16 protein-coding genes are annotated in these 14,296 nt (G+C 59.6%); 6 read left to right on the top strand and 10 right to left on the bottom strand.

Annotated elements, in window-relative coordinates; all coding sequences use genetic code 11:
• Positions 1–31: 31 nt before the first annotated feature.
• Positions 32–1,420: a DUF389 domain-containing protein gene (locus tag BA066_03840; protein RDD53562.1), complete on the top strand. Its 1,389-nt coding sequence runs from the start codon at positions 32–34 to the stop codon at positions 1,418–1,420.
• Positions 1,421–1,485: 65 nt separating this feature from the next.
• Here BA066_03840 and BA066_03835 read toward each other — a convergent pair whose 3' ends face one another.
• Both BA066_03835 and BA066_03830 read right to left on the bottom strand, forming a co-directional pair.
• Positions 1,486–2,028 carry a hypothetical protein gene (locus BA066_03835; protein ID RDD53561.1) on the bottom strand — a complete coding sequence of 181 codons (543 nt, stop codon included), beginning with the start codon at positions 2,026–2,028 and terminating at the stop codon, positions 1,486–1,488.
• Between the two features lie 82 nt (positions 2,029–2,110).
• Entirely contained in the window at positions 2,111–3,160 is a 1,050-nt protein-coding gene (locus BA066_03830; GenBank protein RDD53560.1) for a histone deacetylase family protein, read from the bottom strand.
• Positions 3,161–3,250: 90 nt separating this feature from the next.
• On the opposite strand from BA066_03830, the gene BA066_03825 reads away from it, so the two are divergent.
• The 3 genes from BA066_03825 to BA066_03815 all read left to right on the top strand — a co-directional run bounded on the left by BA066_03825 (position 3,251) and on the right by BA066_03815 (position 6,650).
• On the top strand, positions 3,251–3,925 hold the full coding sequence (locus BA066_03825) for a DUF554 domain-containing protein (GenBank protein ID RDD53559.1): 675 nt from the start codon (positions 3,251–3,253) through the stop codon (positions 3,923–3,925).
• Entirely contained in the window at positions 3,925–4,827 is a 903-nt protein-coding gene (locus tag BA066_03820; GenBank protein ID RDD53558.1) for a CPBP family intramembrane metalloprotease, read from the top strand. Before BA066_03825 ends, BA066_03820 begins: the two co-directional genes overlap by 1 nt.
• A 416-nt stretch (positions 4,828–5,243) precedes the next feature.
• Positions 5,244–6,650 (top strand): anion permease, encoded by a 1,407-nt coding sequence (locus tag BA066_03815; protein RDD53557.1) that lies wholly within the window; start codon positions 5,244–5,246, stop codon positions 6,648–6,650.
• A 72-nt stretch (positions 6,651–6,722) separates the two neighbouring features.
• Here the strand turns inward: BA066_03815 and BA066_03810 are convergent, their stop codons facing one another.
• From BA066_03810 to BA066_03785, 6 genes are all read right to left on the bottom strand, one after another.
• Positions 6,723–7,937 (bottom strand): cysteine desulfurase, encoded by a 1,215-nt coding sequence (locus BA066_03810; protein RDD53556.1) that lies wholly within the window; start codon positions 7,935–7,937, stop codon positions 6,723–6,725.
• Positions 7,938–7,946: 9 nt separating this feature from the next.
• On the bottom strand, positions 7,947–8,183 hold the full coding sequence (locus tag BA066_03805; GenBank protein ID RDD53555.1) for a hypothetical protein: 237 nt from the start codon (positions 8,181–8,183) through the stop codon (positions 7,947–7,949).
• A gap of 16 nt (positions 8,184–8,199) precedes the next feature.
• Positions 8,200–8,976 carry a CBS domain-containing protein gene (locus tag BA066_03800; GenBank protein RDD53554.1) on the bottom strand — a complete coding sequence of 259 codons (777 nt, stop codon included), beginning with the start codon at positions 8,974–8,976 and terminating at the stop codon, positions 8,200–8,202.
• 78 nt (positions 8,977–9,054) lie between these two features.
• Positions 9,055–9,411: a dihydrolipoamide acyltransferase gene (locus tag BA066_03795; protein RDD53564.1), complete on the bottom strand. Its 357-nt coding sequence runs from the start codon at positions 9,409–9,411 to the stop codon at positions 9,055–9,057.
• Between the two features lie 19 nt (positions 9,412–9,430).
• Positions 9,431–9,949: a hypothetical protein gene (locus BA066_03790; protein RDD53553.1), complete on the bottom strand. Its 519-nt coding sequence runs from the start codon at positions 9,947–9,949 to the stop codon at positions 9,431–9,433.
• Positions 9,946–10,629, bottom strand: a complete 684-nt coding sequence (locus tag BA066_03785; GenBank protein ID RDD53552.1) for a cation:proton antiporter — start codon at positions 10,627–10,629, stop codon at positions 9,946–9,948. The genes BA066_03790 and BA066_03785 overlap by 4 nt, the downstream gene beginning before the upstream one ends.
• A 208-nt stretch (positions 10,630–10,837) precedes the next feature.
• On the opposite strand from BA066_03785, the gene BA066_03780 reads away from it, so the two are divergent.
• The gene (locus BA066_03780; protein ID RDD53551.1) at positions 10,838–11,815 is read left to right on the top strand and encodes a hypothetical protein; all 978 of its coding nucleotides are present in this window, start codon (positions 10,838–10,840) and stop codon (positions 11,813–11,815) included.
• 106 nt (positions 11,816–11,921) lie between these two features.
• Positions 11,922–12,308, top strand: coding sequence for a RidA family protein (locus BA066_03775; protein ID RDD53550.1), 387 nt, complete (start codon positions 11,922–11,924; stop codon positions 12,306–12,308).
• Here BA066_03775 and BA066_03770 read toward each other — a convergent pair.
• Entirely contained in the window at positions 12,303–13,244 is a 942-nt protein-coding gene (locus BA066_03770) for a PDZ domain-containing protein (protein ID RDD53563.1), read from the bottom strand. The genes BA066_03775 and BA066_03770 overlap by 6 nt on opposite strands.
• A 24-nt stretch (positions 13,245–13,268) precedes the next feature.
• Positions 13,269–14,296, bottom strand: a 1,028-nt coding sequence (locus BA066_03765; protein ID RDD53549.1) for a class I SAM-dependent RNA methyltransferase, incomplete at its 5' end; no start/stop codon positions are given.

The following is a 14,296-nucleotide window of genomic DNA, read 5'->3' as shown; positions in this document are numbered from 1 at the left end:
TCTCGCCAGCTTTCTGGCTTCGGTCGGTCTCATGGCGAATAACTCTACCGCTATAATAGGGTCGATGCTGCTCTCCAGCCTGATGAGCGTAATAATTGCTTGCTCGATGAACCTGGCGATCCACACCTCGAGGGACCGGGAGCCCCTGAAGCTCTTCCACAGGGGAATCAGGAACACAATCATCGGCATAGCATTGGTGGTGCTCTCTTCCTCTGCGATAGCTCTGATCGGGAGCTTCTTCATCCCGCTGAGACCGACACCGGAGCTGATTGCAAGGAGCCCCAACCTGACGGACCTGATGATAGCGGTGTGCGCAGGGGCCGTTGACTCCCTCTCGGTGTTCTACAGGGAGGAGATAGGTTCCCTGGTGGGCTCAGCGATAGCAATAGCCCTGGTTCCGCCGGCGGCCGCCGTTGGAATCTCAGCTGTCATGATGGATCCCTCCCTCCTCTCCGGGACTATATTCCTGCTCGCGGCGAACGTGATCGCCCTGATATTGACTGGCTACCTCTCCGCTAGGGTTTACGTAATCATGCCCGTGTTCCGTCGCTTGCTGAAAGGTAAGGGGAATCCGGCGAGGAGTATCTACGAGCTCTCGAAGGCCTGGTTCAGGGCCGTCACTGGCGTGGCCGGGGACGGTTCCCTCAGGGACTCCCTCCCATCCCTGGCCAGGAGGGTCCGCTCAGTCCTGCTGCTCCCACTGATATCCTCCTTCCTCGCCTTCCTCATGACCACGGAACTCGGGAAGCTCCCATCGGAGGTTCATTCAAAGCTCATAGAGATGATCTCGGGAATCTCACTCCTTTCACCGGTGAAGATCCCAAGATGGGCTCCTTTATTGCTGAGCCTTGCTGTAGCAGCCCTCTTCGGGGCCTCGCTGTTCTACGGGGTGAGGGGCTTCGAGGGTCAGGAGGGTCAGCGCGGCAAGGGGAGACTGACTGAGATAATACTCTCCTCCTTCCTCCTCTGGCTCAGCCTGGGATACATCCTCGGGATACACGTGCTCAGCTCGGTAGCGATGATATTCACGCTCTCCCTCGCCTTCTTGCTCTTTATCTCACTCTACAAGCCCCTGCGGAGCTGGAAGACTGTAATGATGCTCCTGATAGTCCTGACCCTCACCGCGCTGCTGATGAACAGCGCCTCGATATTCGGCGAGCTGAGCAGGCAGGGGCTCTACTCAAGCGGGTTCGTGGGGCTGTCGAGGGAGATCATCTCCTCACACTTCGGGGTCCTGCCGGAGGATGTCGCGGTCAGCCTGGAGGGGGACAGAATCAGGGCCGTCGTGAGGGTTGATCTGGTTAAGCTGGAGGAGCTGAGAGGGATCAGCGGGATGGAGGATCTCATAGAGAGTTACTTGAGTGAGATGACAGGCAGAAAGGTGAGTGTGACGGTGGAGCTCGCGCTGAAGCCGCCCTGAGCATGGGCCCAGCGGATCTGCTGAGGCTGGGCCGCTCCGAGCCCGAGCGATCCATCGCATGGGACTCAGCTGCCTGAGAGTAGGTGCTCCACGAGGACCTTCACCCCTATGAGGATCAGCAGGAGGCCCCCGGCCCTCTCCGCTGCCTCACCCAGCATCCTCCCCACCCTAGATCCCAGCCAGTGACCGGTCAGCGTCAGCGCGAAGGTGGATGCTCCCGTGACGAGGGCGGGGAGGGACATGCCGGCTCCCATGAGGGAGATCACCATGCCCGCGGAGAGGGCATCCATGCTGGTGGCCACGGAGAGCAGCAGGAGATTGGATGGGGAGCTCATCCTAAGCTCGCCGTCCCCTCTCATCATCCTGACACCGACCAGGCTCAGCAGGGCGAAAGCCAACCAATGATCCACGATCCCGATTTGAGCGATCAGGGAAGCTCCCAGGATCCATCCGGCGCACAGCATCAGGAACTGGAAGGAGCCGAAGGAGGTGGCGGATGCCAGGGCCTCCCGAACCATGAAACGCTTTTGGCATGCGGAGCTGGAGACTGAGACGGAGAAGCAGTCCATGGCCAGGCTCACGGAGATCAGAAGGATCGCCGGATCCAAGCTCAAGACCTCCCCTCAGGTTTGAGGCTGGAGCTCCGGGGAGCTTGCCCTGCTCAACCCAGCTCGCGTTCCGGTCCCGGGATCAGACATCCATGGTAAACCCGCTCAGGCTGCGCTCAAGGGCATCCCTAAGCCTCATGAGCATGACGTGCTGTCTCGATCCCCTCTCGAGTCTCCCCTCAATAGGCTCGCCTCCCTCGCACAACCCCCTGATGAAGGAGGGCAGTCCCAGCCTCAGACCTGACGAGTAGCCGCCCTCGAGCACCACAACGATCCTCATCCCCTCGGCCTCGCTCAGCTCCCTCAGGAAGCCCCCCATGTAACGGTAGAGCTTGGAGCTGAGGCTCAGGTGACCCATCCCCTCCCCGGAGTGTGCATCGAACCCAGCTGAGACGATCAAAGCCCTGGGCCTGAAATGGGAGATCAGCGGGGGCAGCACCCTCCCGAGGATGAAAGCATACTCCTCATCCCCGGACTCCGGGAGGAGGGGCACGTTGACCTTGGTGCCGGCGGCAGCACCCTCCCCCACCTCCTCGGGCCACCCGGTCCCGGGGTACTCGTGGGCGTCGTGCAGGTCGACGTGCAAGACGTCCGGATCGTACCAGAATATGTCCTGAGTTCCGTTGCCGTGGTGCAGGTCGAAGTCCAGGATCATCACGGGCCTGATTCCCCTCTCCAACAGCGCGGAGGCTGCCAGGGCGGCGTTGTTGAAGAGGCAGAAGCCCAGGGTAGGGCAGCCCATCGCCCTCCCGCTCCTGCCGGCGTGGTGACCAGGTGGCCTAGCCAGCGAGATAGCTAGCCACTCCCCTTCGGCCACGCTCTCGGCGGCTTCGTAGGCGCAGCAGGCGGCCTCCAGGGCCGCCTCAAAGCTGTGCTCGGTGACGTAGGTCTCGACGTCCAGGTAGCCCGGGCCCCGCTCGCACTCCCTCCTCACGTGATCGACGTAGGCCCCCTCGTGGACCTTCGTCAGTATCTCAGCGCCCCTGGGCTCGGGATGCCTCATCCTGAGATCGAAGCCGGACTCCCTCAACCCACTGATCGCTATCTCCATCCTCTCCGGCCTCTCAGGGTGGTAGGAAGGGGGCCTGTGAAGCTGATGCTTGCTCGGAACAATGAGCTCCAGCTCCGGCACGGGATTGCCGGGGGGCTCAGCTTATAAACGCTTCAGCAGTGCGCCCCAGGCTGAACGGACCGGATAAATTGATCCTCTCCGCATCAGCCTATGCTGGGCACACTCGTCAACGCTGCCACTGTTGCCATAGGATCATCCTTGGGTCTCACCCTGGGGAGGAACATCAGCGAGTCCCTCAGGGAGAAGCTGCTCCTCGCAATAGGCATCTTCACAGTTTACCTGGCCTTCAAAATGATGCTGATGACCGAGAGGGGGGTCAGCCTCATCCTGGGGCTCCTCCTGGGCACGATCATAGGCCATCTCCTCGGCCTGGAGAGGAGGCTCGAGGGAGCTGCCTCCAAGCTCAATGAGAGGATGGGAGGGGACTCCAGATTCGTCGATGGAATACTCGTTCCCTTCCTGACGTTCTGCATCGGCCCCATGACTCTGATCGGATCGCTGAGGGACGGAATGGGGGATCCTTCCGTGATACTCGCCAAGTCCGTCATGGACGGCTTCAGCTCCGTGGCCTTCGCCTCCGCTTTTGGAGTGAGCGTCCTTCTCTCAGCGATCCCTCTCCTGATCTTCCAGGGATCCATAGCCCTTCTTGGGGGACTATTGGGAACCTCTCTCCCCAAAGATGCGATCTCCGACATGACGGGTGCGGGAGGGATACTGCTGCTGGCTCTGGCCATCAGGATCCTAGGCATAAGGAGAGTTGAGGTCTCTGATATGCTCCCCAGCCTCTTGGTTGTGCCATTGATCTCCTCTTTGCTTCAAGCTTGATGCTCGAGTTTGTTGAGCTCTCAAGCGCCTTTTTAACTTTCCCGGTCCCGGGTTGCTGGATGAGGAGGCTCCTGAGGTATCTGCTGCTGACGTTCGCGATCACCGCCCTGCTAGATCTGGCGGCGCTCGGCAGCATGAGGTACTACCCCCTCGCGGCCAAGCTCCTCCTATCCCTTAGGATGGCCGCTCCAGCCCTGGGGACGGTCCTCATAAGCCTGGCCTACTTAGGGGAGCTCTCGGAGAGGTTGCTGCACCCATACTTCGCTCACAGGTATCTCATTCACTCTATAGTCCTACCTCCTACGATAATCCTCCTCGGATCCGTGATTACCCTGGCCATCAACAAAAGGATCTCCCTTCCATCCGTCAGCCTCTCCGAACTGAACCTCTCGGGGCTCCCGAGCGATGAGCTCATGAGCATCATGCTGATGGTATCCGGATTCCTCTCGGGGGTCAGCATCAACGCGTTGGCCTCCCTTGTGGAGGAGATCGGATGGCGGGGTTTCATGTTCGAGGAGACCATAAGGTACGGGTTCATCAGATCCTCCCTGATGACGGGCCTCGCGTGGGGGATATGGCGCCTTCCACTTGGCTTCGCCTACAGCAGGGCCTACCCCAAACACCCCGATGCCCTGGGAGCCCTGGCGTTCCTCTCAATGATGCTAGTGATGTCCGTGATGCTCGGCTGGCTCAGGATGAGGAGCAGGAGCCTATATCCAGTTGCCCTGTTCAGTGGAATCTTCTGGTCCCTATCGAACTCCTTCTCCCTGTTCCTGAGAACTGATGATGAGATCCTAGGACTCCCATATGGGATACCAGTGATCTCCTCATTCCTGGTCGTTCTGTTGGCCCTGCTGGCGATTGAGTCGCTTAGGCGATCCACTGGTGTGAAAGAACTTTAATTCAACTTCAACGCATAGCACGCCTCCAAGATTCTGAATAATTCAACTGCTCAGGTCGGGAGATCGCGAGCTCACGCGTGCCCATCCCGCGATCGGAATCACCACGCACTGTACTGTGGAATTATCAATAAAGCCAGCCGTTCCAGGAAGAATATAATATACCTCGGTGTTTTTAAATCTTATTTCTCTTTTATGCGGTGAATCCATGGATCTATTTTCCATATTAACTTCACCAACGGGACTCATGCCCTCTTTTTTGAATGATAATACCATATTAGATCAACTTCTATTCGACTTCTATTATTATTCTTAGAAATTATAACGAATAATTGATTAACTTTTTTCTCATACGTCAATAAACGTAATCAGATAAGTTTAAATCTTTTCACAAGCACGATCAAACGGGGGTCACCCCTATGGAAGTCAGGAAGGTGGTTTACGGTCTGATAACAGTCCTGGTGGGCCTCTTCCTCTGGTTAATCCCCCCTCCCGCGGGAGTTGACGTCAACGGGTGGCACCTCCTGGCAATATTCATCGCGGTCATAGTTGGCCTGATCCTGAGACCCCTGCCCCAAGGGGCCGTCGTCATCATAGGGTTGGCCGTGACGGCGTTGACGGGCGTCCTCAAGATAGGGGATGCCCTATCCGGCTTCGCTGACTCCACAGTCTGGCTCATCTTCACGGCCTACATGTTCGCAAGGGCCTTCCTCAAGACCAGGCTGGGAGAGAGGATCGCTTACCACTTCATAAGGGCCTTGGGAAGGAGAACCCTGTTCCTGGGCTACTCCATCTCACTGACGGACCTCGTCCTGGCTCCAGCCATGCCCAGCAACACCGCGAGAGCCGGAGGAGTTCTCTACCCAATAGTGAGGAGCATATGCCGCGCCTACGATTCCGAACCCGGCCCGACAGCCAGGAAGGTGGGGAAGTTCCTCATCTTCAATGAGTATCACACGACCCTCGTCACGGGCGCCATGTTCCTGACCGGCATGGCTGCCAACCCGCTTCTGGCCCAGCTGGCCTCTCAGACGATAAATGCGACGGTCACCTGGACGAGCTGGCTCATCGGGGCTCTGGTGCCGGGAATAATAACTTTCCTGCTGATCCCTCCCATCATATACCTCCTGACGAGGCCGGAGGTGAGGGTGAGCGAGGAGGCACCCAAGCTCGCTAGGGAGAAGCTGAAGGAGTTGGGTCCAATGACCAGGCAGGAGAGGGCCCTGGCTGTCATATTCCTGATAGTGCTGGCCCTCTGGATACTGGGGGACACGATAAAGCTCAGCGCCACGGTCACAGCCCTGGTGGGCCTCGCCCTGATGCTCATCTTCGGGGTCCTCGGATGGGATGACGTGCTGGGCGAGAAGGGAGGATGGGACGCCCTGATATGGTTCGGCGGTCTGGTCTCCATGGCCACGGGACTGAACAAGCTAGGGGTCATAAAATGGATCGCGGAGTCATCGAAGGGTATAGTAGCGGGTTGGGAGTGGCTGGCCGCCTTCGTCGCCCTGGCCGTGATTTACTATTACGCGCACTACCTGATGGCCAGCATGACCGCTCACGTCGCAGCCTTCTTCCCGGCCTTCGCAGCGGTCATGGTGAGCGTGGGGGCTCCACCCCTCTTCGTTGCCCTCGTCTTGGGCTACCTCACCAACCTCATGGCAGCGACCACTCACTACGGAACGGGACCGGCCCCCATATACTTCGGCTCCGGCTACCTCGATATCAAGGAGTGGTGGGGCTACGGCTTCCTGCTGTCATTGATATACCTTCTCCTCTGGTTCGGAATAGGACTCCCCTACTGGAAGCTCCTCGGCCTCTGGTGAGCGTCAGGATGATCCCCAACAATTCCTTCTTTTTGATAACCTAGAGTTTGCCATTCAAAGGGATTCTTTTGACTAAGAGAGATTCACTATTTCCCTCAGCTCCTCCGCAAGCGTCTCTATCTCCTCCTCTGTGTTGTAGAGATAGAAGCTGGCCCTGACCGTGCCCTGGGGAGCTCCCAGCCTCCTGTGAAGGGGATGGGCGCAGTGCAGACCGGTCCTCACCGCTATGCCCCTCGCGTCCAGCAGGGCCCCGACCATGTGGGGGTCCATCCCCCTCACGTTGAAAGCGACTATTCCACCTCTCCTCAAGGGATCCCCTGGCCCGTAGAGGATCAGACCATCCAGGTCAGACAGAAGCTCGATGGCCCTCCTCGTCAGGACCAGCTCGTGCTCCCTCACTCTCTCCATCCCCACCCTCATCAGGTAGTCAGCTGCCGCGGCGAGCCCCACGGCTCCGGCTATGTTCGGGGTCCCGCCCTCGTGCCTCCAGGGCAGCCCGGCCCATTCCTGGCCCTCCAGCGTGACGTCCTCTATCGTCCCGCCCCCGGGCCTCGCGGGCCTCATCTCCGCCAGGACCTCCCTCCTCCCGTATAGCACCCCGGTGCCCGTGGGGCCCAGCATCTTGTGGCCCGAGAAGGCGAGGAAGTCTATGTCCATCCTCCTGACGTCCACCGGCATGTGCGGGACCATCTGGGCGCCATCCACGAGCACGAGCGCCCCCACCTCCCTGGCCAGCCTGACGAACCTCTCCACGTCCGGGATGAATCCCGTCACGTTGGACATGCCGGAGATGGCAACAAGTCTCGTCCTCTCGTCTATCAGCCTCTCCGCCTCATCCATCCTGGGAACCCCCTCCCCGTCGACGGTCACGTAAGCCACCTCGCATCCCCTGAGCTCCGCCACGAGCCTCCAGGGGAGCATGTTGCTGTGGTGCTCCATCTCGGTCGTCACTATCCTATCGCCCTCCCTCAGGTTCCAGACGGCCCATCCCCAGGCCACCATGTTTATCGCATCCGTCGTGTTCGAGGTGAAGACGATCTCATCCGCTTCCGCGTTTATGAACCTGGCGAGCGTCTCGTGGGCTCTCTCGTAGAGCTCCGATGCCTCCCTGCTCAGGTAGTGTATCCCCCTGTGGACGTTCGCGTTCAACCTCTCGTAGAACTCCCTCTCCGCTTCTATCACCTTCCTGGGCTTCTGCGTGGTGGCGGCGTTATCGAGATATATCAGGGGCCTCCCGTTGACCTCCACGCTCAGGATAGGGAAGTCATCCCTCAGGCTGGCGAGCAAGCTCTCACCTCACTTCCTTATCAGCAGCTCCACGAAGTTCCCCCTGCAGGACACCCTCTCGCATGCCGCACCGTAGGCCCTGGCCAGGGACTCCACGGACTCCAGGCTGAACCTCTCGGTGTCGATCAGCACTTCTATGGCCTCACCATTCCCCATCGAGGAGAGGAGCTTCGTGAGCTTTATCAGGGGCACGTAAGCGCACTTGTACTTCTCCCTCCTCATCTCTATCCTCTCTATCACCCTCAAAGGGATCCCCCTGGCATCATGGCGTCATGATATTTAGCGTTGATTCCCTCCATATTCCCTCCACGATGTCCCTCGCGGTTATGATGCCCTCCACGGCGCCCTCACGTGTCACGGGCAACCTCTTCACCCTCCTCTCGGCCATGAGCCTGGCTGCTTCAAGGAGGGTGGCCTCTGAATCTATCGTTATGAGCTTGAGGGTCGCGTACTTCTCCACGGGATCGCAGTAATCCCCTCCCCCCAGGAGGAACCCCTTGACGGCATCCCTCTCCGTGAATATGCCCGCGGGCGAGCCCTCTTCCTCAACTATCAGGCTCCCGACCCTCTCCCTCCTCATGAGGTCGATGGCCCTCTCGACGCTCTCGCCGAGCCTCACGGTCACGAGCCTCCAGGTGGCGTAGGGCCTCAGGGGGACTGCCCTCCCGGGGGAGCTAGCGTAGGCCCTGACTATGTCGGCGGCCGTGACGACGCCGACGAGCTCCCCTCCCTCCAGGACCACCAGCCTTGCCTTGGCCTTCATCATCGCCGTTGCAGCTTCCAAGTAGCTGTCATCGGGCTTTATCACACCGTACCTCCTCGTCATGATGTCTGAGACGCTCAGCTGCTCCGGTGGGATCTTCTGAGATAACACGTGATTTATGAGGTCCCTCTCAGTCAGGAAGCCAATGACCTTACCTTCCTTGAGAACCACGGGGCTCCAGACGTCCCGACGGGCCATCTCGTCCAGGGCATGGAGCAGGTTCATCTCAGGCTCGACCGTCAGGGGGTTCCCGCTCATGAACTCGGAAGCCCTCAAGCGCTCACCTATCTTTGACCCCAGCGGAGGGATAAAAATCCTTCGGGGGAATTTATTTAACGAAAGGGCCCCGATGGGCTAGGACCTCCTGAGGAATTTCTCCCTGTCCACCACGTACCTCTCGTGCTCCCCCTCCCCGATGACGGTTTCCTCCCTGAGGCACTCCACCCTGAATACGAGCCTCCTGCCTCTCACCTCCCTGAGCTCCGCCCTCACGATCACCTCATCCCCGAGCCAAGCCGGCGCCCTGTGCCTCACGCAGACGCTCGTGCCCACGCTCACGGTGCCGCTGGGCAGCTTGTCCGCCACGATGGACTCCGCCACGCTCTCCATGAGGGCTATCATGGACGGTGTTGAGAGCACCTCCACCCTCCCGCTTCCCACTATGCTGGCCAGCATCTCCTCGGTCACCCTGAACCTCCTCTCGGCCCTCATCCCGACCTGCAGCTCCAGATCAACCACCTCCCTCGCTCTGACGACCCATGATGCAGACCCTCTCGAGCAGTATCGGTGATATGAGCGTGGTCAGGGCGACCATGCCTATTATCTCAGCGTAGGTCTCGCTCCCCAGCACGTTGGTGGTGAGGCCTATCGAAGCCACTATGAGCCCCAGCTCCCCCCTGGGCATCATTCCTATCCCCAGCCCCACCGCCTCCCTGGGACTGAGCGCCAGGAGGGCTGGCAGAGCCGTCCCCGCGAACTTCCCGACCATCGCGAGCGCGGTCAACACGAGGACGAAGCCCACAACCTTTGGATCCGTGAAGACCCTCAGGTTCAGCATCGTCCCGAGGTAGGCGAAGAAGATCGATCCGAATATCTCCTCCAGGTCTGAAACGAGCTCCCTTATCTCCTCCCTCCACCTGGACTCCCCTATTGATATTCCGGCGGCGTAGGCCTCCACCAGGGGGCTGAGCCCTATCGCCCCCACGGCTGAAGCCATACCAAGGCCAAGGGACACGGCAATCGTTTTCATGGCCCCCTGCCCCCCAGCTCACCCAGAGACTCAAGTAGCCTGGGGATCAGCTTGACGGATAGGCCGAGGGTGAGGAGCCATATGATGATGAAGGAAGCGGTCTTATAGGCTATCGTCATGGGATCGAGGCCGCCGCCCGTTATCATGCTGACCACGGCTCCCAGCACGACTATACCAACGATGTCATCCATGACGGCCGAGCTCATGAGCGTGGCTCCCATCCTCGTATCCAGGAGTCCCATGTCGCTGAGCACCCTCTTCGAGATCGCTATGCTAGTGGCGACGAAAGCGGCCCCTGCAACAAGCGCGGTCGCCTCGTCGCTGATGGTCAGGTAGAAGTGGTAGGCCATGACGAACGGTAGGAGACCCCCTCCTACGGCTATCAGCACGGCCACCTTGCCGGCCGCCTTCAGGCTCTCCAGGCCGAGCTCTATGCCCGCTGCCAGGAGCAGGAGTATGGCCCCTATCTCCGCGAAGCCCTCGACGTACTCATTTATCACTATGAGCGGCTCATCGAACACTTTTATTCCTCCTCCTAGGGCGTAAGGGCTGAGTATTATCCCCGCGAAGAGCTCCCCGAGGACGGGGGGAAGCCTCAGTCCCCTGAAAGTCCCGGCCAGCAGCTTGGCGGCTATCACGAGTATGCTCACCGTTATTATCCCCCTGAGCAGAGGCTCCATCTCATCCCCGGGCGGTGGTGAGGCGGTAAATAAAAAAGGGGATCGAAGCCCTCATGCTCAAGCTCATCTCCCCTGACCTGAGGACAGCTGGCGAGGAGCATCCCTTAGCGAGGTTTCTCCTCTATCAGCGGTCGCCTTGCTGCCTGACTCTTCGAACGGCTCTCCAACATCCACCCAAATTTTTATCTTCACCCCCCCGGTGGCCTCAATGAGGGGAGCGTTAGGAATAGTGATGCTCATCATCGTCCTGCTCCCGAGCCCCCTCAGGGAGGGTGGCCTCACGAGGCTCATTGTGGAGACGCCCACATACGACGGATCCGGCCAGGCCGTGCACCCAGATGTGATTCGCATGGAGCGGGGTTTGGGGGGCTACAGCTGCTGGATGGTCTTCACGCCCTACCCTAAATGCGATGCCGGCTACGAGAATCCATCCCTGCTCGCCAGCCCCGATTGCGGGAATTGGCTCGAGCCCGAGGGCCTGAGGAACCCCCTTGTGGCCCCACCCCGTGAGGGTCACTACTCGGATCCGGACATCTTCTTAGCCAAAGGGAAGCTCTGGATTTACTTCAGGTGGTCTCAAGGGCTTGAGGAGAGGATATATGCGATTAGCTCCGATGATGGGATCTCCTGGAGTGAAAAGGTTGAGGTTCTCAGGACTCGCTCCGAGAGCCTGCTCTCCCCGAGCGTCGTGGTCGAGGAGGGATCGCTCAGGATGTGGTACATCGATATAAGGCCCAGTCCTAACGTAATCAAGCTCAGGACCTCGGCATCGCCGGAGGGACCCTACTCGGGACCCACGGTGTGCCACGTGGATGGAGTTCCAGATGACATGGAGCTCTGGCATCTGGACGTCATCAAAGTTCGAGATGGCTATGACGCCTTCATCGTCCTCATAAACAGGGGAAAGGGACTCAGGAAGTCTTTTCTTTACTTCGCAACGAGTGAGGATGGTGTGAACTGGAGGCTCAGCTCCGAGCCCATCTTGAGGCCCTCGATCGATGGGTGGGATGACCTCCTGATCTACCGGAGCACGGCCCTGCTCCTGGAGGAGAGCGAGGGATGGGGGAGGATCCTGCGCAGGTACGCGGTTTGGTACTCGGCCTGCAACAAGGCTGAGGAATGGCATATAGGTTATGCGGAGCTCTCAATATGCATAGGGGATGAGATCCGCCTCTGCGGCCCTTGAGAAGGGGGTGAATGAGGCCCAGACCGGTCATCATTCCGCTGAGCTTAGGCGTGCCCATGCACGGGCTCTTTATAACTTCCTCCGGAATGGTCGGGAGGTGGCGCCCATGGTGGAGTACGTGTTCACCGAGCGGGCTCCGAAGCCCATAGGTCCCTACAGTCAGGCCGTCCTGGCCGGGGACTTCGTCTTCCTGGCCGGGCAGATACCCATAGATCCCGAAACTGGGGAGCTCGTGAGCGGGGGCATAAGGGAGCAGACGAGGAGGGTCCTGGAGAACGTGAAAGCCATCCTCGAGGAGGCAGGGTGCTCCCTCAGGGATGTTGTCAGCGTGACAGCCTTCCTGAGGGACCTATCCCACTTCAACGAGTTCAACGAGGTCTACAGCGAGTATTTCGGCGATTCCAGACCAGCCAGGGCCACGGTGCAGGTCGCCAACCTGCCGAGGAACGCTCTGGTCGAGCTGGTGGTCGTGGCTCACAGGGGGAGGTCATAGCCTCTCCACAATCACGGGCACGCAGATCTCCAGGATCCTCCCATCCCTGTATATCCTCATGCTCACGCACTCCGACTCGTGGAGATCCTCCAATGTGTTCCTCAGGTCGCTAGCCTTCACCATCCTCCTCCCACCGGCCTCCAGAATGACATCACCGGGCTTTATCCCCCTGGCAGCCGCCGGGGACCTGGGCACCACCTGAACCACTATCAGGCCCTCCCTGTGCGGTATCTCGTACATCCTGGCTATGTTCGGATTGAGGGGAGCGACGAAGACCCCTATCCAGACCCTTAGGGGCCTCCCATACCTGTCTATCAGGCCGAGGAATCTCTTGACGGAGTTTATGGGTATGGCGAACCCTATACCTTGGGCGAAGGGTATTATGGCAGTGGCCATCCCGATGGCCTCACCCAGGCAGTTCACTATCGGTCCCCCGCTGTTTCCCGGGTTTATGGCGGCGTCCGTCTGTATCAGGTCATCCAGGTATATGCCGCTCTGCTCATCCACTATCGTCCTCCCTAGGGAGCTAACGACTCCCATGGAGACGGAGGTGCCGGTCATTCCAAGCGGCGAGCCGACGGCGAACACTATCTCGCCCACCCTCACACCATCCGAGTCCCCCAGCCTAGCGGCTGGGAAGCCGGAGGTGTTTATCTCGACGAGAGCGAGGTCCCTCATTGGGTCAGCTGCTAGGAGCCTTCCCCTCTCGCTGGATCCATCGCTGAAGACTATGCTTATCTCCCTGGCCCTCGCGACCACGTGAGCGTTTGTGATCACGAGACCCTCCCTCACTATGAAACCGGAGCCGGCGCCGTGCAGAGTCCTGGGGCCGAAGAACAGTGATATCTCCGGAACCGTTGTGTAGACGGTTACAACACTTCTCGTGACCTCAGAAATTATATCTGCTATCCTATCGCTGATCTCCCTGAAGTCCATCATCAGCCCTGGGAGGCCTATTCGCTATATAACCTCTTGCCCCGGCCGGGCATCCACCAGGTATATCCCGACGGGAAGGTCCCCGTACCTGGCTTCGTACTCGATCAGCTTCGGGAACAGCCTCTCCGCATGCCTCCTGAAGATCTCCCTCTCCCCAGTTATGACGACCATCCTGCGCCTGAGTATTGAGCTGACCGACTCCAGGAAGGCCGAGTAAAGCCTCTCAATGGCACCCCTCCTCCCTATCCTCAGGCCGTAGGGTGGATTCGTGATCACGTAGTCCACCTCGCTTAGGTAATCGCTCACCCTCTCCGCGCGGCCCTGGATCAGCGTGGGGTGAATGCCGACGTATTCGGCTATCCTCCTTGCTCCCTCTAGATGCTTCCTGAACCTCTCCACGCCGTAAAGCTTGAGCTCCACCTCCCTCTCCTCAAGATACGGCAGCTCCTCGAAGAATCTGAGGAATGCGAAGTCCCTCCTGAACTTGCAGACTGGGGTTCCCCTGGCGATCATCCCGGCCTCGAAGAGTATGGTCCCGCTCCCGCAGAATGGGTCCAGCAGACTGCTCTCATGGGTCCAGCCCGAGAGGTAAACCAGGGAGGCGGCTATCGTCGGGTTCAGGGGGGCCGGGTGCTGGTAGACCCTGTACCTGCGCTTGTGGAGCCCCTCATCTCCCGTCATGTCCACCCCGACCAGGAGCTCCTCCCCTATGAGGTCGCACCTCACTATGACGTCGGGGGCATCCAGGTTCACCCTGAGCCTGATCCCCCTGGCCTGCAGGTAGCTGTCTATCACGGCCTGGCCGGCCACCCTGCCGATGTCGACTGATGTGAAGCCATGCTCCCCCACCCTGGTCGGGCGGACGGCGAAGCTCCACTCGGGCCTGATGAAGCCGAAGTCCAGACCCCTGACCGCCCTGTACACATCATCCAGGTCCCGGACCCTGGTAGAGCCGAGGAGGAGCACTATCCTCTCGGCCGTCCTCATCTGGCAGTGGATCAGGGGCACGATCTCGAGATCGGACTCGAAGAAGACCCTGCCCCTCCCCCTCC

Source organism: Candidatus Korarchaeota archaeon NZ13-K, assembly GCA_003344655.1.
Classification (GTDB): domain Archaea; phylum Korarchaeota; class Korarchaeia; order Korarchaeales; family Korarchaeaceae; genus Korarchaeum.
The sequence above is the reverse complement of the archived record's forward strand: the minus strand, read 5'-3'. Positions and strand labels throughout refer to the sequence as shown.

Coding starts and splice junctions, on each gene's coding strand:
- BA066_03840 (RDD53562.1), top strand. CDS start 32: ATGGCGAATAACTCTACCGCTATAATAGGGTCGATGCTGCTCTCCAGC.
- BA066_03825 (RDD53559.1), top strand. CDS start 3,251: ATGCTGGGCACACTCGTCAACGCTGCCACTGTTGCCATAGGATCATCC.
- BA066_03820 (RDD53558.1), top strand. CDS start 3,925: ATGCTCGAGTTTGTTGAGCTCTCAAGCGCCTTTTTAACTTTCCCGGTC.
- BA066_03815 (RDD53557.1), top strand. CDS start 5,244: ATGGAAGTCAGGAAGGTGGTTTACGGTCTGATAACAGTCCTGGTGGGC.
- BA066_03795 (RDD53564.1), bottom strand. CDS start 9,411: ATGAGGGCCGAGAGGAGGTTCAGGGTGACCGAGGAGATGCTGGCCAGC.
- BA066_03790 (RDD53553.1), bottom strand. CDS start 9,949: ATGAAAACGATTGCCGTGTCCCTTGGCCTTGGTATGGCTTCAGCCGTG.
- BA066_03785 (RDD53552.1), bottom strand. CDS start 10,629: ATGGAGCCTCTGCTCAGGGGGATAATAACGGTGAGCATACTCGTGATA.
- BA066_03780 (RDD53551.1), top strand. CDS start 10,838: ATGAGGGGAGCGTTAGGAATAGTGATGCTCATCATCGTCCTGCTCCCG.
- BA066_03775 (RDD53550.1), top strand. CDS start 11,922: ATGGTGGAGTACGTGTTCACCGAGCGGGCTCCGAAGCCCATAGGTCCC.
- BA066_03770 (RDD53563.1), bottom strand. CDS start 13,244: ATGGACTTCAGGGAGATCAGCGATAGGATAGCAGATATAATTTCTGAG.